The following is an 18,541-nucleotide window of genomic DNA, read 5'->3' on the forward strand; positions in this document are numbered from 1 at the left end:
AGGAGTTATCTATGTTTAAAATATATCTTCAATCTGTTTTTGACTCTGTTCACTTTGATCTGCAGCCTCAATAATTTGTGCATCTGCAACAAAAGTTTGCGGCTCAGTACCTAGAGTAAAGTATTCAAACATAGATGTCTTATCTGTTCTATTAGTAAGTTTGCCTGTGCCCTTATCAATACGCACCGTAAGTAAATCTGTAGGCATAGGTAACACATGTTCAGGCTCACCCGCTAAGGCATATTGCATAAATCTTATCCATGCTGGTTGTGCAGCATGGGCACCAGATTCACTGCCAATAAGCGCGTTACCTATATAATTAAATTTTTGAGGATTTTTATTCACTAAATTTTGATTGCGTGTGGTGTAACCCAAGCGACGATTATTATCATCAAATCCCACCCATGCGGTGGCCACTAAGTCAGGTGTAAAACCGCTAAACCAGGTATCACGTACATCATTGGTGGTACCAGTTTTACCGGCTATATCGCTACGACGATTCAGTAACAAAGCGGCACGCCATCCCGTTCCTCGATTATCCCAAGTGCCGTTTATTTGCACCGCTGAACGCATCATCTCTGCGACTAAAAATGCATTTTCAGCACTGATAACTCTAGGAGCAGAAAGAATATTAGAAACAGGCTCTGCTACCTGTTGTGCCACACCCAGTTCTGCGGCTAACAGCGCCTCAATATCTTCAGGGTCGGTGTTGCTTTCAAGGGCTTGAGAGGGAGCATCGCAAGGATCGCAGGCATTTTTGGGGTTGGCTTGCCACAATACGTCGCCCATCTCATTTTCAATACGTTGGATAAAGTGAGGTTGAATTAAAAACCCGCCATTGGCAATGACCGCCATTGCAGTTGCCACTTCTAGAGGTGTGTGAGAGCCAGAACCTAAAGATAAGGTTTCATCTAAAGGAATGTCATCTTTATTAAAACCAAACCGAGTCAAATGCTCTGCTACGTTTTCTAGACCTACCGCTCGGAGCAAACGCACCGACACCACGTTTTTCGATTTACTTAAGGCAACTCGCATACGAATTGGCCCATCGTATTCAGCAGGAGAGTTCTCTGGTCGCCAAGCGTTACCAGAACCAGCTTGCCATTGTGTAATTGGGGCGTCGTTGATCACACTTGCCAAAGTGTATCCATTTTCCAGTGCCGCTGAATAAATAAAGGGTTTAATGTTCGAGCCGACTTGTCTCTTGGCTTGGGTTGCACGGTTAAATTGGCTTTGATAAAAACTGTATCCACCTACTACCGCTTGAACCGCGCCGTTTTTAGGATCCAGTGCAACAAAAGCGCCACTCGCTTGTGGATACTGAGCAAGTTGCCAATGCAAATCGTCTTCTCTTTGGCGTATTAAAATCAGCGCGCCTTCTTGCAGTATGTCACTGGCTGTTTTGGGATCTGGTCCTTGTTTTGAGTCATTTATATAAGGTCTGGCCCAATCTAAACCATCCCAGTCAATAATATTGTATTGACCTTGTTGATTAAAAACTATGATGTCTTTTTCATTCACTTTAACAACAATAGCAGGATGCATGGATTCGAAGGTTTGTACATCTTGTAGATAAGTTAACATTTGTTCTTCAGACCATGGTGTTGACCTATCTAACTCAGATTTTTCAATTTCCACACCTTGACCTTTTTTGTTATCAGTTACCTCTGCTGACCAAAGTTGTGTGACTGGACCGTGATAACCATGACGTTCATCATAATCATGTAAATTTCTACGTACTGCTTGTTGCGCTGCCGCTTGCATATCAGATGAAGCCGTCGCATAAATTTGATAACCGCCAGTTTCGGCCTCGTCTTTTCCGTACAGCTCAATCATTTCACTATAAATAATATCGGCTAGGTAAGGCGCATCTAAGTTAATTTCTGCGCCGTATTTTTTAGCGGTAACGGGGGCGTTGACAGCTTCGTCAAATTGCGCACGATTAATGTATTCTTCATCCAGCATACGCAACAACACAATACGCCTTCTAGCCAGCGAACGTTCTGGGTTACTTATGGGATTAAGTGCTGAAGGAGCTTGTGGCAACCCAGCAATAGTGGCAATTTGCGCCAATGTGAGTTCATTCAGTGACTTACCATAATAGACTTGTGCTGCGGCACCAAAACCGAATGCTCTATGGCCCAGTTCTACTTTATTTAAATACAACTCTAAAATTTCTTGTTTGCTTAATAGCTGCTCCATATGCCAAGCGAGGATAATTTCACGTATTTTACGGATGTATTTCTTCTCGCGGGTAAGGAAAAAATCTCGCGCCATCTGCATAGTCAGGGTACTTCCGCCCTGACCTTTTTCGCCAGTGACGACTAAATTAATTAAAGCGCGCATCATGCCGATAGGATCTATACCGGGATGATCATAGAATCGACTGTCTTCGGTGGCGATAACGGCTTGTTTTAGTTGTTCCGGAATTTGCTCAAGTGTAAGCGGGATGCGGCGTTTCACTCCGTACTGGGAAATCAATTTACCATCTTGGGTAAAAATACGCATAGGCGTTTGCAATCGAACATCTTTTAGGACGTCGACACTAGGTAAGTCAGATTTGATATAAAAATAGGTACCTAATAGGATAGCAATACCGGCTACAAATGTGACGGAAATGGTTATTAATGCGGGTTTAAGTAACTTCACGGATAGATAATACCAAGGCAACTTCTAATAAATGATCTACATTTTATACCTATGTACAGTTATTAGAACCATAAAACACAAAAAATTACGTAATAATGCTGGCGTGGAATTATTCTCATTCAATCGGATGTCTAACAATTGAAAAAATTATTTGGCCCTAAAGTACAAAAAATGATTGGCCTTGATATAGGAACTCGCTTTATTAAAGCTGTGGTTCTTGAAAAATCAGGTGAACAATACAGCTTGCAAGCCTACGCCTGCGAGCCCATTCAGGGTAATGCTTTTGCAGAGCGTGAAATTAAGGATTTCGAAGCTGTCAGCCATGCGCTAAAAAAAGTTAAACTTGCCTTAAAAAATAAAAGTAAATTAGTTGCCATAGCCGTGTCAGGCTCAACCGTTTTGAATAAGATAGTATATATGGACCCAGGACAAACGGATCACGAACTTGAAAGCCAAATTGAATTGGAAGCTGATAGTTTGATTCCTTATCCATTGAATGAGGTGTACATAGATTTTGAAGAGATCGGTGACAGTCAAACCACTAATAATAAAGTTGAAGTATTATTAAGTGCGGTTCATAGAGAATTAGTCGACCGCAGAATTACCTTATTGGGTGAAGTAGGTTATGAAGCCAAAATTGTTGATGTTGAAAGCTACGCCTTAGGTACAGCAGTTGCAAATTTCTATCCCCAAAAAGAAGATGAAACCGTATGTTGTATTAATATTGGCGCTAGCCATATACAAATGTGCGCCGTCAAAAATGGAAAAGTCATTTATACAAAAGATCACAACTTTGGTATGGATGCGCTGATTCAAGATTTGACTATGCTATACAGCCAAGAGCGCTCTCAGATTGAACAACAATTGACAGATGACACATTACCAGAAACATGGAAACAAGATGCCTATCCCATGTTTTTAGCAAATCTACAACAACATATAAATCGGGCCTTACAATTATACATTAGTGCTAGTGGTGAAAGCCGCCCTAGTTCACTACTGATATGTGGAAGTGGCAGTCGCCTCAAATCCTTACCTGAAGACTTAACCGCAGACTTAGGAATTGAAGTAATGTGTTTCACCCCATTTACCGATATGACGCTAGCAGAAACCATCAACCAAGGAGATTTCGAACAAGTCTCTGGACAACTGATCATTGCTGCGGGTTTGGCCAGTAGGAGTTTTCAACCATGGCACATATAAATTTATTGCCTTGGCGCGAAAGTCGCAGAGCTGAGCATAAGAAAAATTACCTAACATTACTTGCAGGGCTTGCATTGGGTGCCTTTGGTCTGATGTTTGCTATTGGAAATGTGTTGGATAAAATGACCGATAACCAAAATGTTCGAAATAATTTTATCGAGCAACAAACGGCTATATTGGATCAACAAATTGAAAAAATTAAAGATATCAAAAAAGACAAGGAAGCCATTGAACAAAGAATGGCCTTGATTGAGCAATTAGAGTCCAGCAGAAATGCGGTGCCTATTGTTTTAGACGAGTTAGTACGATTAGTCCCCCATGGCTTGTCCTTTCGTAGTTTTTCTCGCCAGGGAAATTTAATTGAAATATTAGGAGTCAGTGAATCAAATAACAGATTGGCTGATTTTATGCGACAGTTACAAGATTCAACAGTCTTTAGTAGTGGAGAATTATCTTCAATTAAAGCGGATACTTCAGCTTTAGAAGCAGTCAGTGATTTTAAGCTCACTTTTACTATTAACCCTAGCGTTGCTCCGGATTTCTCAATTATTACCGAGGAGTCAAGCAAATGAAATTTGATGTTAATAAGTTAAAAGAGATCAATGATCTAGACTTTGAACAAGTCGCTACTTGGCCCTTTGAAGTAAAATCTTTGGTGGCATTATTTGTAGTTGTATTTGGCCTACTAGGTGGCTATTACTTTTTGTTAAAAGATAAATTACCCATACTCGAAGTGGCTCAGAATAAAGAATTAACATTAAAACAGACATATCAAGGCAAGTATCGAATAGCCGTTAACTTATCAGCCTACGAAGAACAATTAACCCGTTTACAAAGCGATTTTTCATCGATGTTGAAATCTCTGCCAACCAGTAATGAAACCCCAGGATTATTGGATGACATTACATTAGTGGGCACGTCAGCGGGACTGACCTTTAGATTGTTAAATTGGCAAAGAGAAATTCCAAAGGAGTTTTATTCAGAGTTGCCTATAGAAATGGAGGTATATGGGGGATATCACAACTTTGGCCAATTCGCCTCTGAGATAGCTGGCTTGCCACGTATAGTGACTGTGCATGATTTTGAAGTTACTCAAGAAAGTAATACTCTTAAGCTCAAGGTTCAGGCTAAAACCTATAGAACATCAAATGAGCAAGAAACAACGGCTAAGGAGCAAACACAATGAAACATCTTAAGATTGTGTTAGCCGCAGCACTATTAAGTGGCTGTGAAGCCAAGATTGATGATTTACAAATATTCATCGCTGAAGTGAAACAAACCACTTCAGTGAATATTGAGCCTTACCCTGAATTTGAAAGCAAACCTACTTTTATCTATTCGGCAGACACGTTACGCAGCCCTTTTCAGCGTCCAAGAAATACTGGAGCGGGAGTTGAACAACAAGTCGTAGCACAACCCAATTGTGCTCAGCCCGACTTTAACCGAAGTAAACAACCTTTGGAGAAATTTGGTATCGATGCGTTATCAATTACAGGCGTGTTTCAATCGAATGGTAAAACATGGGCACTTATTCAGTCCAATACCGGCAGTTTATTTAAAGCTACAATTGGCGATTACCTAGGATTGTTTTTTGGGAAAATCGATTCTATTCAAAATGGCACAGTTTCTTTTACTGAAATGCTGCCCGATGGTGCTGGCTGCTGGCAGAAAAAGCAAGCCACACTCACCATGCTTTCGAAGGCAGGAGAAAATAATGTCTGAGCGTTTTATTTTTAACAAAAAACTTAATCGAACTAATTCGCTATGGTATTGGTTACTAGCAGTCGTTTTTAGCCTATTTGCATTTGAATCTTTAAGCCAAGAAGAAGCGGTGGTATTGGTTGACCCTCAATCTAAGGTAGACAATGTATTTCGTTCTGAATTACAAGATATACAGTTTTCACGCTTGCCTAGTGGTGGCGCAAAAGCGTTGCTGACTTTTAGCAATAAAAACTTCCAATTACAGTTGAGTGAAAAAGGGCAATCCTTAAGCTTGGTGTTACCCAGAACAAAACTGGCCGATGAACAATTATTTAAATTAGACGTGGTAGATTTTGCAACTCCCGTTAATTCTATTGAAACTTTCCAAGATGAAGAACAAACCAGAGTAGAGTTTTCACTCCAGCACAGAATCACCTTCAGTCATCAGAAAAATGCCAATAGTTTAAGCATTGAAATCCAAAAGCGTTTGAAGGATGCGCCAGAAGAAGACCAGAAAAGCAATTTTGCAGGCGAACCTATCTCTCTTGATTTCCAAGACGTGCCGGTACGTCAAGTACTGCAAATAATTGCTCAGGTTAATGGCTTTAACCTTGTCACAACTGATACGGTAACGGGCAATGTAACTATTAGTTTGTCTGGGGTTCCATGGGATCAAGCTTTAGATATGATCCTAAAAATCAAAGGATTGGATAAAAGACTAGAAGGTAATATTTTACTGATTGCACCAACTGAAGAACTAACAGCTCGCGAAACTCAGCAATTGCAATCTAAGCAGCAAGTGGCTGAACTGGCCCCGCTAGTCTCTACCAATGTGCAAATTAATTATGCTAAAGCCCAAGATCTTGCAGCTATCCTTAAGGGTACAGAGAACAGCATTTTGACCCCCAGAGGCAGTGTTGCCGTTGATGAACGAACCAATACACTTTTACTTCGAGACACCCAAACATCAATCAATGAAGCGAAATTACTGGTGGACGCTTTAGACATCCCCATTAAACAAGTACTGATTGAGTCGCGCATGGTAACCGTAAGAGATAACGCCAGCGAGTCACTTGGGGTGCAATGGGGTCTAAGCGATACCGTCAATGATGGTGCCATATCTGGTTCATTGACCGGTGCTGATTCTATCGCCAGCGGCGTGGTACCTTCGATATCGGATAGGCTCAATGTAGCCTTACCGGTCAGCAATCCAGCGGGCAGCATAGGTATCCAGATTGCACGCCTGCTAGATGGCACCATAATTGATTTGGAACTATCGGCCCTTGAGTCTGAAAATAAAGGTGAAGTGATTGCCAGTCCACGTATTACAGTGGCAAACCAACATGAAGCTTATATTGAACAAGGTACAGAAATCCCCTATGTTGAAGCAACCTCAAGTGGCGCTACCTCAGTTGAATTTAAAAAAGCGGTGTTAAGTTTAAAAGTCACACCCCACATTACTCCAGATAACCGAATTATCATGGATTTGGTTGTCACCCAAGATACTCGAGGGGATACAGTCACAACCTCAACTGGTGATGCCGTGGCAATTGATACCCAAGAAATTAGCACTCAAGTGTTAGTTGAAAATGGAGAAACCATAGTTCTTGGCGGAATTTTCCAACAAAGTAGTTCAGATGATGTGAGAAAAGTACCACTTTTAGGTGATTTACCTTTTGTGGGTTACCTATTCAAAAACACCTCAGAAATCTTGGAAAAACGTGAGTTACTCATTTTTGTAACGCCCAAAATTTTGACTGATGAGCTGAGAAGCAAATAATACCATCCAAATCAGCTATCTTAATTTAGAAAAAAAACCGTCTAATCAATAGATTAGACGGTTTTTTTATAATTCCTGCCGCATAATCTTTACAAAGCTTGCAAAATTCACTGTAAAACTGAGATAATCGCGCATCGAAATTTTCGACGAGGTCTGGTTAATCCATAAAAGGGTAGCCGCACGAACTTTCTACCCCTTAAACATAGTTGTGAAATAAGCAAAAATGGCTGAAAAACGTAATATATTCCTTATAGGCCCCATGGGTGCTGGTAAAAGCACAATTGGAAGGCACCTTGCAGACGAACTTCATTTAGAATTCTTTGACTCTGATCAAGAGATCGAGAAACGCTCGGGCGCAGATATCGCTTGGATATTTGACCTTGAAGGTGAAGAAGGTTTCCGTCTACGTGAAGAAAACATCATTAACGACCTAACTGATAAACAAGGCATTGTTTTAGCAACAGGTGGGGGCTCTGTAGTCAGTAAAAACGTCAGAAACAGGCTATCCGCCCGCGGCATAGTGGTCTATTTACAAACCACTATTGATAAACAAGTCGCGAGAACTCAACGTGACAAACGTCGTCCATTGCTACAAAAAGATGATCCTGAAACAGTTTTGCGTAATCTAGCTGAAGAACGTAATCCACTATATGAAGATGCTGCCGATTATATCGTTGATACTGATGACCAAAGTGCTCGTGCCGTAGCGAATCAGATCATCGCTAAAATAGGTCTATAACTCTTCTTTTACAAATAACAATTAATAGGGCTAGCTGCTTATGGCAACACTTACAGTTGAGTTGGGTGAGCGTAGCTACCCTATATTGATTCAAGCTAATCTGCTTGATGACCCACAGGTTTTAACCACACACCTCACTACCAAAAAAGTAGTAGTAGTCACAAATGATGTGGTTGATCCACTGTATTTTCCCATTGTCAGTCACGCATTAGCAGGCTATGAAGTCAGTAAAATTGTGGTACCTGACGGTGAGCAACACAAAAATCTGCAAAGCTTTGAGATGGTGATCTCTAAGTTGCTAGAAATGTCAGCAGGCCGAGACACCACATTAATTGCATTAGGCGGCGGTGTTGTGGGTGACTTGACGGGTTTTGTTGCTGCTAGCTTTCAGCGTGGTATGCCCTTTATTCAAATCCCTACCACCTTATTATCTCAAGTTGATTCTTCAGTAGGTGGGAAAACAGCAGTCAATCACCCTTTAGGTAAAAATATGATTGGTGCCTTTTACCAACCTAAAGCCGTATTAATCGATACGAATAGTTTAAGTACACTGCCAAGCCGTGAATTTTCTGCAGGCATGGCAGAAGTAATTAAATACGGTGTGATTTACGATGCAGATTTTTTTATCTGGTTAGAAGAAAATCAACAGGCCATCAAACAACATGAGCTTGCAGCGTTGCAATACATGATTGCCCGGTGTTGTGAAATCAAAGCTGAAATAGTTGCTATTGATGAAAGAGAGTCTGGCTTAAGAGCCATACTCAATTTAGGTCATACATTTGGTCATGCCATTGAAGCTGAAAAAGGTTATGGAAACTGGTTACATGGTGAAGCGGTATCATCAGGCATTGTTCTTGCTTCTGCAGTTGCAACTAAGATGAATTGGCTCGACGCGTCAGAATTCAGTCGCATCGAATCTTTGCTGCAAGCATTTGATTTACCTACTGTTGCACCTAGTGATATGACATATGATGACTTTGTTCGACATATGCGCCACGATAAAAAAGTGCAAGCGGGTCAACTGTTTTTTGTCATTCCCAAGGGAATTGGCAAAGCAGTTGTCACAAATGAAATTTCAGACGAGGTGTTACAGGCCATTCTTGCTTAGGACTTAATTTTTGGTTGTTACATCGATGATGTTTTGCATTGTAGTAACAGCCATCACAACCTAGGTATATATAAATGGCAGCGTCAGAACTCAACAACCGGTTAGACTATCTAATAAGTTATTCTTCGCAACTTGTGTTTGTGTGCAGTGATAAAATACCGCAACAATCACAAGTTGTAGAAAGTTTTCTAGCCCATCAAAATGAACAAGCTGATCTTGCGTTGCTTACCGCAAATGAACTCACCCCTTTAGTTATCTATCGCGAGAAGCTGTTTCGTCAACTTATAAGCCAAAATCAAAAGGCTGACTTTAATCGACCACTAAACCAACTATTGGCACCACTGAATAATCATAGCGGTCCAATATTGATCAGTGTATTTCATGCTGAAAAACTCCCTGATAGGCTAGTTAAAGAACTCTGGGATTTAGTATTACAAAGTCGTTTTGCCAATAACAAACAACACCTCAATGTATTGCTAATGGGGCTCTCAGATTGGGCCGAGACAGCCAAGTCTGGGTTAGGGAGCAGATCCAAAGAACAACCCATAGTGTTAAATAGTCAAATAGATATTCAGCACACAGAGACTGAAGAGTTTTCTGATTTAGAAGCCTTCATTCAAGATAAGCGAAAGAAGTTCGCGCAACGCATTGAAGAGCGTCATTTTGACAATTACGAGTCTAAACCTACTTATAAAAAGTGGTGGATGACAATTTTATTTGGATTGATTTTTTTAAGTGTTTTTTCTGGGATATTAGGGTGGCAATATCCTGAAAAAGTGCAAGACATATTAGCATATTCTAGCATTCAACAAGCGACGCCCACTGAACAGCAAAAAACGCCAGAAGTTACTACAAAAGTCGAGCCAGTTTCCGTTGAAAATGCTGAACCTATTGTTCAACCCACTAAGCAGCTATCGGCAGCAACAAATTTGCCAGTCGTGAAAAAAATTAACATTAAAGATGAGTTAGTGACCGATTGGACCTCAGCAAGCGCCAAACTTCAAAAGCAGTCAAATAAAATCCTATTAAAAAGTAATACTGCTGATGTATCGGCAGCTATAAAAACAACGACGCCAAGTGAATCACTGCCGCCGACTACCATTGCTGAATCGCCCCTTCCAACCAAGACAGTAAATGACTATCAAATTGAAGATTCAGTTGCCCTAAAACCAGTAGCTGAAATGGAAGAGTTTTCTGCGAAAACAGTTGCGCAAAGTCAGACTGACGAAATGCTACGCCCAAAACCTGAATTGATCTTGGCATTACCTGAAAATAACTTTGTGATCCAAATAGCCGCGATGGCTAATATAAGTATTCTGCAAGATTACGTTACAGAAAATCAACTCAGTCAGCAGCTTTGGTTATATAAAACTCAACGTTATGGCGGTGCTTGGTATGTGTTACTCAAAAACCAAGATTTTACTTCAATACAAGATGCCAGAGCAGAAATAAGCCATTTAGCAGACAGCCTGTTAATGAATACCCCTTTTGTTAAGAGTATTGCACAGGTAAAACAAGAAATTACGCTCTCTAGACGCTAAGCTATTTGTTGTTTTAGCCCAGTGCCGTTACAATTCGGCCTGATAAATTAGCGGCTCTGACTTGGTTGAACCTAGAAACCGCAGTTGACCGCTAAAAGTGATATTTAGCATTATGCTCTATCTGAAATTAACATTATGTTGGGTCACACCTCAAAGGTGAAGACGCTACAGGCATTGATACTGGTTAAAAACCGCTGGCTCTGCGTTATGATTTTTATTAGTGGAACAACCACTTATTTCAATTCATGCCTTGCTGCAATGGTTTTTTCCTGCGTCTCATCACCTGTCAAACTACGGACTCTAGGTTGAAAAATTGGCAGTAACAAAAGATAAAAAAAACAGAGCCTTTTTAAAGTGGGCCGGAGGCAAATACAGCCTAATTGAAGATATAAACGCTAAACTTCCAGAGGCTAAAAAACTCATTGAGCCATTTGTTGGTGCAGGGTCAGTATTTCTCAATACCAATTATTCTAAATACCTTCTCAACGATATTAATCCTGATTTAATCAATCTATACAATATCGTAAAACAGCAATCTGCCGAATACATCAGAGACAGCGCCAAATTATTCACGCCAGCCTATAACGAAGAAAAACGTTATTACGTTATGCGACAAAAGTTTAATGACAGTGAAGACATCTACGAACGCGCTGTGTATTTTCTTTATTTAAACAGACACGGCTATAACGGGTTATGCCGTTATAACAATAGTGGCAAATTTAATGTGCCTTTTGGCAGATACAAAGCGCCCTACTTCCCGGAAAAAGAACTTTGGTACTTTGCTGAAAAATCTCAACTGGCCACTTTCACCTGTGATTCCTTTGAAAAAGTGTTCGCAAGAGCGAGAAAAGGCTCTGTAATATATTGTGATCCTCCCTATGCCCCCATTAGCAAAACAGCTATGTTTAATAGTTATGCCGTTGGCGGCTTTACTTTGGATAACCAAATCAAACTGGCTTCTTTGGCGCGCCGCACTGGCCACACACGCAAGATCCCAGTATTAGTGAGTAACCACGACACAGAATTTACTAGGGATATTTATCAAGGCGCTGACATGACTAAACTTCAAGTGAGCCGTTTTATCAGTCAAAATGGTAGCACTAGATTAAAGGTGGCTGAACTATTAGCACTCTATCAGACTAAATAAGTTCAATTGGTCTCAATCAATCTACAGTAGAGTAAGTTTACATTGTTATCTGGGGATCTTAAGCTTCAGTATTTCCCGAGCGAGATAGTAGCTCAAGTAAATCTATGAAATGAAACTGGTATGAACTTGAACGTCCAGTAAACCATTCAGACCAACTCACACCTTTTGTTTGATCGGCGGCACATCTGTTGATTGGATGACTAACAGGTAGCCCATGATCAAGAACCGCATTTTCTAGATTTCCACAAAACATACTTTTATCGTCTAGGGAAACCCGAGAAGCATTGAATATAGCAACAACCGCTAAACCAGTTAAGGCCACTCCAGTTAGAGTAAATAACGATTTCGAATTCCTATTCATTGTGTTATCCGCGTTGAAATATTTTGTGACATTATACCCGCACAGGAAAACTCAACAACGTGCTTTAACTGAATTGTTAGGGCATTCATCGATAAATACCACGATTAAAAACAAAAGGAGCGCCTAAGCGCTCCTGTTAACATTCACTTTTACGTAGAGACTCTACTAAAAAGAAGTGCCCCAACTTACTGCGAAGTTAGTATCATCGCTTCCAGATTCTTTATCTGCTTTTGAGATAGTGAAGGTAAAATCACCTTTTCCTAAATCAACTTGGAAGTGACCATAATCAACATCGATGCTAGGTGTATCAAAATCATAATAACCGTAGGTAAGACCTAACGAATAATCGTTGCTTAAGTCAAAGCCGTAACTCACGTTGTAATACAAATCGCCTGTTCCAAAAGGCACATCATCATCTGCATCACTATTAATGGTGTATGCTACGCCGAAACCTAAACCTCCAAAACTACCGTTGAAGTAGATTTCACCAAAATTGCTGTCCTCATAACCAGTCGCAGGATAATAATAATAGATATAACCAACATCATAACCAAAATCACCTGATTCACCGCCGAAACCAGCATAGAAATCAACCTCGGCACCTTTATCATCAGAAGTTTCATCTGTCCAATCGATAGTACCTACCCATGTGCCCGCATAAAAACCGCTCTCGTTAGAGTAGTCAATACCACCAGACAATGAAGGTGCGTTACCACTTTGGGTTACACCACGCCACAAGTAGTTACTTGTTGCTCCAAAATTAGATTCCACGTCGGCTAACGCAACTTGACTAAAACTAGAAGCAGCTAAAACAGCGGCGGCGATAGAAGTTATTTTTAACGTTTTCATGTGTGTACTCCGATAGTATTTTTATATTTTTCAGTAATTAAAGGTGGCTTTCTGTCATATTATTATTATTTATTGACCGTATAACGCAAAACTAATGCCTAAATGTTTTAAGCCAAACAACACCCCACACATTAAAATTAACATATTGTTTTTATTACCTATTTTTAAAATAAGGGCAACAGTGATTTTACAAAAATGTAATTTTACGAGAAGAGCGGTGCACCATTAATGAACAATGTTTCACTATTGGTGCACAGTAGGTGCTTTTGTCTATTTGGATTTTTCTGTAAAGTATCGGCTTTTGCCAACAAGGAAAATAATGAAACCTTATTTAATCGCGCCTTCGATTTTATCCGCCGACTTTTGTAACTTAGGTAAAGAGGTGGACAAGGTGTTGGCTGCGGGCGCCGATGTGGTACATTTTGATGTGATGGATAATCATTATGTGCCCAATTTAACTATCGGCCCATTAGTGTGTAAAGCATTACGCAAACATGGGGTAACGGCAGATATTGATGTTCACCTAATGGTGAAACCAGTTGATGATATGATCAAGCAGTTTGCTGATGCAGGTGCGAGCTATATTAGTTTTCATCCAGAAGCGTCACAGCATGTTGATAGAAGTTTGCAACTGATCATTGATTCTGGATGTAAGCCAGGATTAGTATTTAACCCAGCGACGCCATTACAACATCTAGACCATGTAATGCATAAATTACATCATATATTGTTAATGTCGGTTAACCCAGGATTTGGTGGGCAATCATTTATTCCTCAAAGCTTAGATAAGCTAAAACAAACCCGCGCATTAATTGCTCAATCAGGGTTTGATATCCGATTAGAAATTGACGGCGGCGTAAAAGTCGATAATATTCGCGCCATTGCACAAGCCGGTGCCGATATGTTTGTAGCCGGATCTGCCATTTTTGATCAAACAGACTATCAATTAGTGATTGAACAAATGCGCTCTGAACTTGCTTTGGCTAATTAATTTTTCTTTCAACATTTTATAAGTAGATATATTTAACATGACTAAACCAATAGTACTCAGCGGCTGCCAACCTTCAGGTCAACTCACCATTGGCAATTATATGGGTGCACTTCGTCAATGGGTTAATATGCAGGATGACCATGACTGTTTGTATATGTTGGTGGATTTACATGCAATCACAGTAAGACAAGATCCTAAAGCCTTACATCAAGCCTGTTTAGACGGATTAGCACTTTATATAGCCTGTGGAATTGATCCTGCTAAAAGCACTGTTTTTATGCAGTCCCACGTGCCAGAGCATGCCCAATTGGCTTGGTTAATGAATTGTTATACGCAGATGGGTGAACTGAATCGCATGACGCAGTTTAAAGATAAGTCGGCAAAAAATGTGTCGAATATCAATGCCGGTTTATATTCTTATCCCGTATTGATGGCAGCAGATATATTGTTATATCAAGCGAATCAAGTGCCAGTAGGCGATGACCAAAAACAACACCTTGAACTAGCAAGAGACATTGCCACTCGTTTTAATAATGTATATGGCCAAACCTTTAGCATACCAGACCCTTATATTCCCGAATTTGGCGCGCGAGTGATGAGCTTGCAAGACCCGACTAAAAAAATGTCGAAGTCAGACGATAACGTCAATAACTTTGTAGGTCTTTTAGAAGATCCTAAAAAGATAGCCAAAAAAATCAAACGCGCTGTAACTGATTCAGACGACCAAGCACGTATTTACTTTGATATTGCTGAAAAACCTGGTGTCTCTAATTTACTGAGTCTTTTGTCATGTGCCACTGGTACCTCAATTGAAGCGCTGGTTCCTAGCTATGAAGATAAAATGTACGGTCACTTAAAGTCTGATGTGGCAGACGCAGTAGTAGCATTAATTGAACCTATCCAGCAAAAGTATAGAGCTCTACGGGACGATCAGAGTGAACTAAACAGAATAATGCACCAAGGCTCTGAAAAAGCCAGTCAACGCGCTGCTGTCACACTAGCAAAAGCATATGACGCGGTAGGTTTTGTTAAACGCCCTTAAATTACTCGATTGCTGCGTCCAACAATGCTGCTGTTGATAGACAACTATGATTCATTTACCCATAATTTGGCTCGCTATTTTGAAGAGTTAAAACAAGAGGTATTGGTTGTACGCAATGATGAAATATCTTGTACTGAGATAGAAGCCATGGGGCCTGAATATTTAGTTTTTTCGCCTGGCCCTTGTACACCAGACTCAGCTGGGGTTACTCTTGAGGCCATCAAAACCTTTGCGGGGCGGATCCCAATTTTAGGGGTGTGTTTAGGTCACCAAGCAATAGGAATGGCCTTTGGGGCAAACCTAGTAAACGCGCAACAAATTAGGCATGGAAAAACATCCCAAGTACAGCATCAGCAATCAATTTTGTTTAAAGGTATCAACCGTCCTTTTGCGGCAACGCGTTATCATTCACTGGTACTAGAAACGGCAAGTATCCCCGAAGCATTTACAATTACAGCTTGGTGTTTTAATAATGCAAATGAAAACTGTGCGTCTAAACAAATATCAGAACAAGCGGAAGTGATGGCCATAGAACACAAAACCCTAGCAATATTTGGCGTGCAATTTCATCCAGAGTCTTTATTAACCGAGTTTGGACATCACATTCTAAATAACTTTATTTTCAGCAAAACTACGACTAAAGCACTATAGTCTCACTATAGAAATCTTAAAGCATTAATGTAACATTACCGATTAATTTTAATGGGTGTTCTTTCAAGAATATCTCTTTCAAAAAATTCATCACCTAGATTCAAAGCAATTTCATAAGAATATAACAATTAATGAGTACAATTACAGAAGCGGAAAAACTAGTTAAACAACGCTTTGAAGCGTTGTTTTTAGATGTAAAGTTGGCCCAACAAACCCTTATTGTTGAGGGTAAACCAGAATTAAACATAATAGAAATTGAGCAAAGTAAAACGGCCCGGTCTTTACTTCGCGTTGAAAAACAAGCCATCCGAGAAAAAGACTTAAACACTAAGTCTGACATTAGTTTTCTTGAAAATATATCCGAACAAATAGATGCCGAAGTTGCCAAACGCCTAGACGAAAGCTTAAAGGATACAGACCACCTTTACTCAAAAATAATGGGAATTGACCAAGCGCTTCCTAAATTACTCGACCTAGTTTGTGTTAAAGCAGCCACTATCTCAAAGATCGAACCCCTTGCCAGTGAGTTACCATGGTTTTTTAATGATTTGATGAGGTTTGTTAATCAACCCAAATACCGACGTTATGACAATAAAGGCAAAGCAGTACTAGTGGAAACAATGCGAGTTGGATTGAATTTTTTTGGTTTAGAAAATTTAATTATTATACTCACATCCTTAGCTTTCAAACGTTCGCTACCCCAGATAACCGATCCTTATCCGCTAATAAAACGCAGGATCTGGGAAGAGGCGTTGGCCTCAGCAATTTCTTGCAAACAAATAGCATCAGTAGTGGGTGTTAATCAAAATAATGCTTTTTGCCTTGGCATGTTGCAATCAATGGGCAAAGTTGTAGTCACTAAATTGTATTTTAGGCTCTTCGAAAACGTGCTCAGGGAAGCGTTAATAGAAACTCAGGACGCAAAAAAGCATGGGGAACACTCGGCTTTGACTAGGATTACGCCATCAGGCCCCTTTCTCAATCAATTAATCGATAAATATGCGCCAACTATTAGTGCCAACTTAATTGATAAAATGGCGATGCAAAGAGTATTTATTGGCAATGCTATGTTTGAAGTCGCCAATAACGAGCCAATAGCAGATTTATCTCCCTTGGCGTTAGTCTTAAAACAAGGTAATGGCTATGCTCAATATCGCATGTTAAAAGGGCATAGACTGATTGATTTGCAACAATCTAAAGACTTTTTACGCACATTGCGAATGCCAAAAGGTGCCCTTGAGTTACTTAAAACTACGGATATGCGCACCCTTGATCTAAGAATAAGAAACGATTAATTTTTTTAAGCATATTCATGCAACATCTTAATGAAAACTAAAGAGACCAATACTGGTTTGCAGTATTGGTCTTATATGCCACAACCAGTATTCACAGGATTTTGTTGAACTAGATAGTTATTCACTATTCATGCAAAACTAGGTGAACCCCTTTAAAAATGCCGCATTGCATTTAATATCCCTGAAGACAAGTGTTAAACCTTCTGCCATACTATCGCTCTTTTTTAAGCCCAAATATTACACTTGAAAGGCAATAGTATGAATGTAACTCGCGACTTGTTTAATGACGTAATGGTTCCAAACTACAATCCAGCAGCAATTATTCCAGTAAAAGGATTAGGCTCTCGCTTGTGGGATCAAGCAGGTACCGAATACATAGATTTTGCCGGTGGCATTGCGGTTAACGTATTGGGTCATTGCCATCCTGAACTTGTGTCGACGCTAACAGAGCAAGGCCAGAAACTTTGGCATTTGAGCAACGTTCTCACTAATGAACCTGCACTACGCTTGGCCAAAAAACTAACTGATGCCACATTTGGCGAGAAAGTATATTTTGCGAATTCCGGTGCTGAAGCCAATGAAGCGGCTCTAAAACTAGCCCGTCGTTTTGCTCTTGATAATTTTGGTGAGCAGAAAGATCAAATTATCTCTTTCAAACAAGGTTTTCATGGACGCACCTTTTTTACCGTTACAGTAGGCGGACAAACTGCCTATTCAGATGGTTTTGGTCCTAAACCGGGCGCCATCGAACATGCTGATTATAACGACCTAGCAAGTTTTGAAGCATTAATATCTGACAAAACCTGTGCAGTTATGATGGAACCACTACAGGGTGAAGGCGGCATAATCAGTCCAAGCGTTGATTTTGTAAAAGGTGTCCGAGCTTTGTGTGATAAACACAACGCCCTCCTTATTTTTGATGAAGTACAATCAGGTGTGGGTCGTACCGGCGACTTATATGCTTACATGGGACTGGGCGTCATACCCGATATACTGACTACTGCTAAAGCTCTAGGTGGCGGTTTTCCCATTGGTGCCATGTTAACAACCACAGAGATTGCCAAACATTTAAAGATTGGCACTCATGGCAGTACATACGGTGGTAATCCACTTGCTTGTGCGGTAGCCGAAAAAGTCTTGGATATTGTCAATACACCTGAAGTATTGAATGGCGTAAAACACAAAGAACAACTTTTTCGTAAAGGATTAGAAGCAATTAATGAGCAATACCATTGTTTCTCAGAGATTCGCGGTCAAGGCCTACTATTAGGGGCGGCATTGAATGAAAAATTTGCAGGTCGAGCCAGAGAATTTTTAGTCGCTAGTGCAGATGAACAGTTAATGTGTTTGATCGCTGGCGCGAATGTAGTGCGCTTTGCTCCATCGCTTATTATCCCTGATGAAGATATTCAAGAGGGCTTAGTGCGTTTTGAACGAGCTGTTGCAAAAGTAGTTGGCGCCGACGTCTCCTTTAAGTGAGTAAG

The 18,541-nt window shown here is 40.3% G+C and carries 17 protein-coding genes; 14 read left to right on the forward strand and 3 right to left on the reverse strand.

Annotated features, from left to right (window positions below):
- Window positions 1-15 precede the first annotated feature (15 nt).
- Window positions 16-2,649, reverse strand: a complete 2,634-nt coding sequence (locus AAC000_RS12675) for a penicillin-binding protein 1A (protein ID WP_339723156.1) — start codon at window positions 2,647-2,649, stop codon at window positions 16-18.
- A gap of 138 nt (window positions 2,650-2,787) precedes the next feature.
- On the opposite strand from AAC000_RS12675, the gene pilM reads away from it, so the two are divergent.
- From pilM to AAC000_RS12720, 9 genes are all read left to right on the forward strand, one after another.
- Window positions 2,788-3,852, forward strand: coding sequence for a type IV pilus assembly protein PilM (pilM, locus tag AAC000_RS12680; protein ID WP_339723157.1), 1,065 nt, complete (start codon window positions 2,788-2,790; stop codon window positions 3,850-3,852).
- A complete protein-coding gene (locus tag AAC000_RS12685) occupies window positions 3,840-4,424 on the forward strand; it encodes a PilN domain-containing protein (RefSeq protein WP_339723158.1) in 585 nt (194 codons plus the stop codon). The genes pilM and AAC000_RS12685 overlap by 13 nt, the downstream gene beginning before the upstream one ends.
- Window positions 4,421-5,038, forward strand: coding sequence for a type 4a pilus biogenesis protein PilO (locus AAC000_RS12690; RefSeq protein ID WP_339723159.1), 618 nt, complete (start codon window positions 4,421-4,423; stop codon window positions 5,036-5,038). Before AAC000_RS12685 ends, AAC000_RS12690 begins: the two co-directional genes overlap by 4 nt.
- Window positions 5,035-5,574 carry a pilus assembly protein PilP gene (locus AAC000_RS12695; RefSeq protein WP_339723160.1) on the forward strand — a complete coding sequence of 180 codons (540 nt, stop codon included), beginning with the start codon at window positions 5,035-5,037 and terminating at the stop codon, window positions 5,572-5,574. Before AAC000_RS12690 ends, AAC000_RS12695 begins: the two co-directional genes overlap by 4 nt.
- Window positions 5,567-7,333, forward strand: a complete 1,767-nt coding sequence (locus AAC000_RS12700; protein ID WP_339723161.1) for a type IV pilus secretin PilQ family protein — start codon at window positions 5,567-5,569, stop codon at window positions 7,331-7,333. The genes AAC000_RS12695 and AAC000_RS12700 overlap by 8 nt, the downstream gene beginning before the upstream one ends.
- 223 nt (window positions 7,334-7,556) lie before the next feature.
- Window positions 7,557-8,072 (forward strand): shikimate kinase AroK, encoded by a 516-nt coding sequence (gene aroK, locus AAC000_RS12705; RefSeq protein WP_339723162.1) that lies wholly within the window; start codon window positions 7,557-7,559, stop codon window positions 8,070-8,072.
- 40 nt (window positions 8,073-8,112) lie between these two features.
- Complete coding sequence (gene aroB / locus AAC000_RS12710) at window positions 8,113-9,180, forward strand: 3-dehydroquinate synthase (RefSeq protein WP_339723163.1); 1,068 nt, start codon at window positions 8,113-8,115, stop codon at window positions 9,178-9,180.
- 74 nt (window positions 9,181-9,254) lie between these two features.
- Entirely contained in the window at window positions 9,255-10,721 is a 1,467-nt protein-coding gene (locus AAC000_RS12715; protein ID WP_339723164.1) for a DamX protein, read from the forward strand.
- 313 nt (window positions 10,722-11,034) lie between these two features.
- The gene (locus AAC000_RS12720; protein WP_339723165.1) at window positions 11,035-11,868 is read left to right on the forward strand and encodes a Dam family site-specific DNA-(adenine-N6)-methyltransferase; all 834 of its coding nucleotides are present in this window, start codon (window positions 11,035-11,037) and stop codon (window positions 11,866-11,868) included.
- 58 nt (window positions 11,869-11,926) lie between these two features.
- Here AAC000_RS12720 and AAC000_RS12725 read toward each other — a convergent pair whose 3' ends face one another.
- Window positions 11,927-12,229, reverse strand: coding sequence for a hypothetical protein (locus AAC000_RS12725; RefSeq protein ID WP_339723166.1), 303 nt, complete (start codon window positions 12,227-12,229; stop codon window positions 11,927-11,929).
- 165 nt (window positions 12,230-12,394) lie between these two features.
- Entirely contained in the window at window positions 12,395-13,078 is a 684-nt protein-coding gene (locus AAC000_RS12730) for a TorF family putative porin (protein WP_339723167.1), read from the reverse strand.
- Window positions 13,079-13,397: 319 nt separating this feature from the next.
- Between AAC000_RS12730 and rpe the strand changes: the two genes are divergently transcribed.
- The 5 genes from rpe (at window position 13,398) to AAC000_RS12755 (ending at window position 18,536) form a co-directional block, all read left to right on the forward strand.
- Complete coding sequence (gene rpe, locus AAC000_RS12735; RefSeq protein WP_339723168.1) at window positions 13,398-14,069, forward strand: ribulose-phosphate 3-epimerase; 672 nt, start codon at window positions 13,398-13,400, stop codon at window positions 14,067-14,069.
- A 37-nt stretch (window positions 14,070-14,106) separates the two neighbouring features.
- The gene (trpS, locus tag AAC000_RS12740; protein WP_339723169.1) at window positions 14,107-15,111 is read left to right on the forward strand and encodes a tryptophan--tRNA ligase; all 1,005 of its coding nucleotides are present in this window, start codon (window positions 14,107-14,109) and stop codon (window positions 15,109-15,111) included.
- Window positions 15,112-15,135: 24 nt separating this feature from the next.
- Complete coding sequence (locus AAC000_RS12745; RefSeq protein ID WP_339723170.1) at window positions 15,136-15,762, forward strand: aminodeoxychorismate/anthranilate synthase component II; 627 nt, start codon at window positions 15,136-15,138, stop codon at window positions 15,760-15,762.
- 131 nt (window positions 15,763-15,893) lie between these two features.
- Window positions 15,894-17,057 (forward strand): HDOD domain-containing protein, encoded by a 1,164-nt coding sequence (locus tag AAC000_RS12750; protein ID WP_339723171.1) that lies wholly within the window; start codon window positions 15,894-15,896, stop codon window positions 17,055-17,057.
- 258 nt (window positions 17,058-17,315) lie between these two features.
- Complete coding sequence (locus AAC000_RS12755; RefSeq protein ID WP_339723172.1) at window positions 17,316-18,536, forward strand: aspartate aminotransferase family protein; 1,221 nt, start codon at window positions 17,316-17,318, stop codon at window positions 18,534-18,536.
- Window positions 18,537-18,541: the final 5 nt, after the last annotated feature.

The sequence above is a fragment of the uncultured Paraglaciecola sp. genome (assembly GCF_963977085.1).
Taxonomy (GTDB): domain Bacteria; phylum Pseudomonadota; class Gammaproteobacteria; order Enterobacterales; family Alteromonadaceae; genus Paraglaciecola.

Coding starts and splice junctions, on each gene's coding strand:
- AAC000_RS12690 (WP_339723159.1), top strand. CDS start 4,421: ATGAAATTTGATGTTAATAAGTTAAAAGAGATCAATGATCTAGACTTT.
- AAC000_RS12750 (WP_339723171.1), top strand. CDS start 15,894: ATGAGTACAATTACAGAAGCGGAAAAACTAGTTAAACAACGCTTTGAA.
- aroK (WP_339723162.1), top strand. CDS start 7,557: ATGGCTGAAAAACGTAATATATTCCTTATAGGCCCCATGGGTGCTGGT.
- AAC000_RS12685 (WP_339723158.1), top strand. CDS start 3,840: ATGGCACATATAAATTTATTGCCTTGGCGCGAAAGTCGCAGAGCTGAG.
- AAC000_RS12730 (WP_339723167.1), bottom strand. CDS start 13,078: ATGAAAACGTTAAAAATAACTTCTATCGCCGCCGCTGTTTTAGCTGCT.
- AAC000_RS12715 (WP_339723164.1), top strand. CDS start 9,255: ATGGCAGCGTCAGAACTCAACAACCGGTTAGACTATCTAATAAGTTAT.
- trpS (WP_339723169.1), top strand. CDS start 14,107: ATGACTAAACCAATAGTACTCAGCGGCTGCCAACCTTCAGGTCAACTC.
- AAC000_RS12725 (WP_339723166.1), bottom strand. CDS start 12,229: ATGAATAGGAATTCGAAATCGTTATTTACTCTAACTGGAGTGGCCTTA.
- rpe (WP_339723168.1), top strand. CDS start 13,398: ATGAAACCTTATTTAATCGCGCCTTCGATTTTATCCGCCGACTTTTGT.
- AAC000_RS12700 (WP_339723161.1), top strand. CDS start 5,567: ATGTCTGAGCGTTTTATTTTTAACAAAAAACTTAATCGAACTAATTCG.
- AAC000_RS12695 (WP_339723160.1), top strand. CDS start 5,035: ATGAAACATCTTAAGATTGTGTTAGCCGCAGCACTATTAAGTGGCTGT.
- aroB (WP_339723163.1), top strand. CDS start 8,113: ATGGCAACACTTACAGTTGAGTTGGGTGAGCGTAGCTACCCTATATTG.
- AAC000_RS12745 (WP_339723170.1), top strand. CDS start 15,136: ATGCTGCTGTTGATAGACAACTATGATTCATTTACCCATAATTTGGCT.
- AAC000_RS12755 (WP_339723172.1), top strand. CDS start 17,316: ATGAATGTAACTCGCGACTTGTTTAATGACGTAATGGTTCCAAACTAC.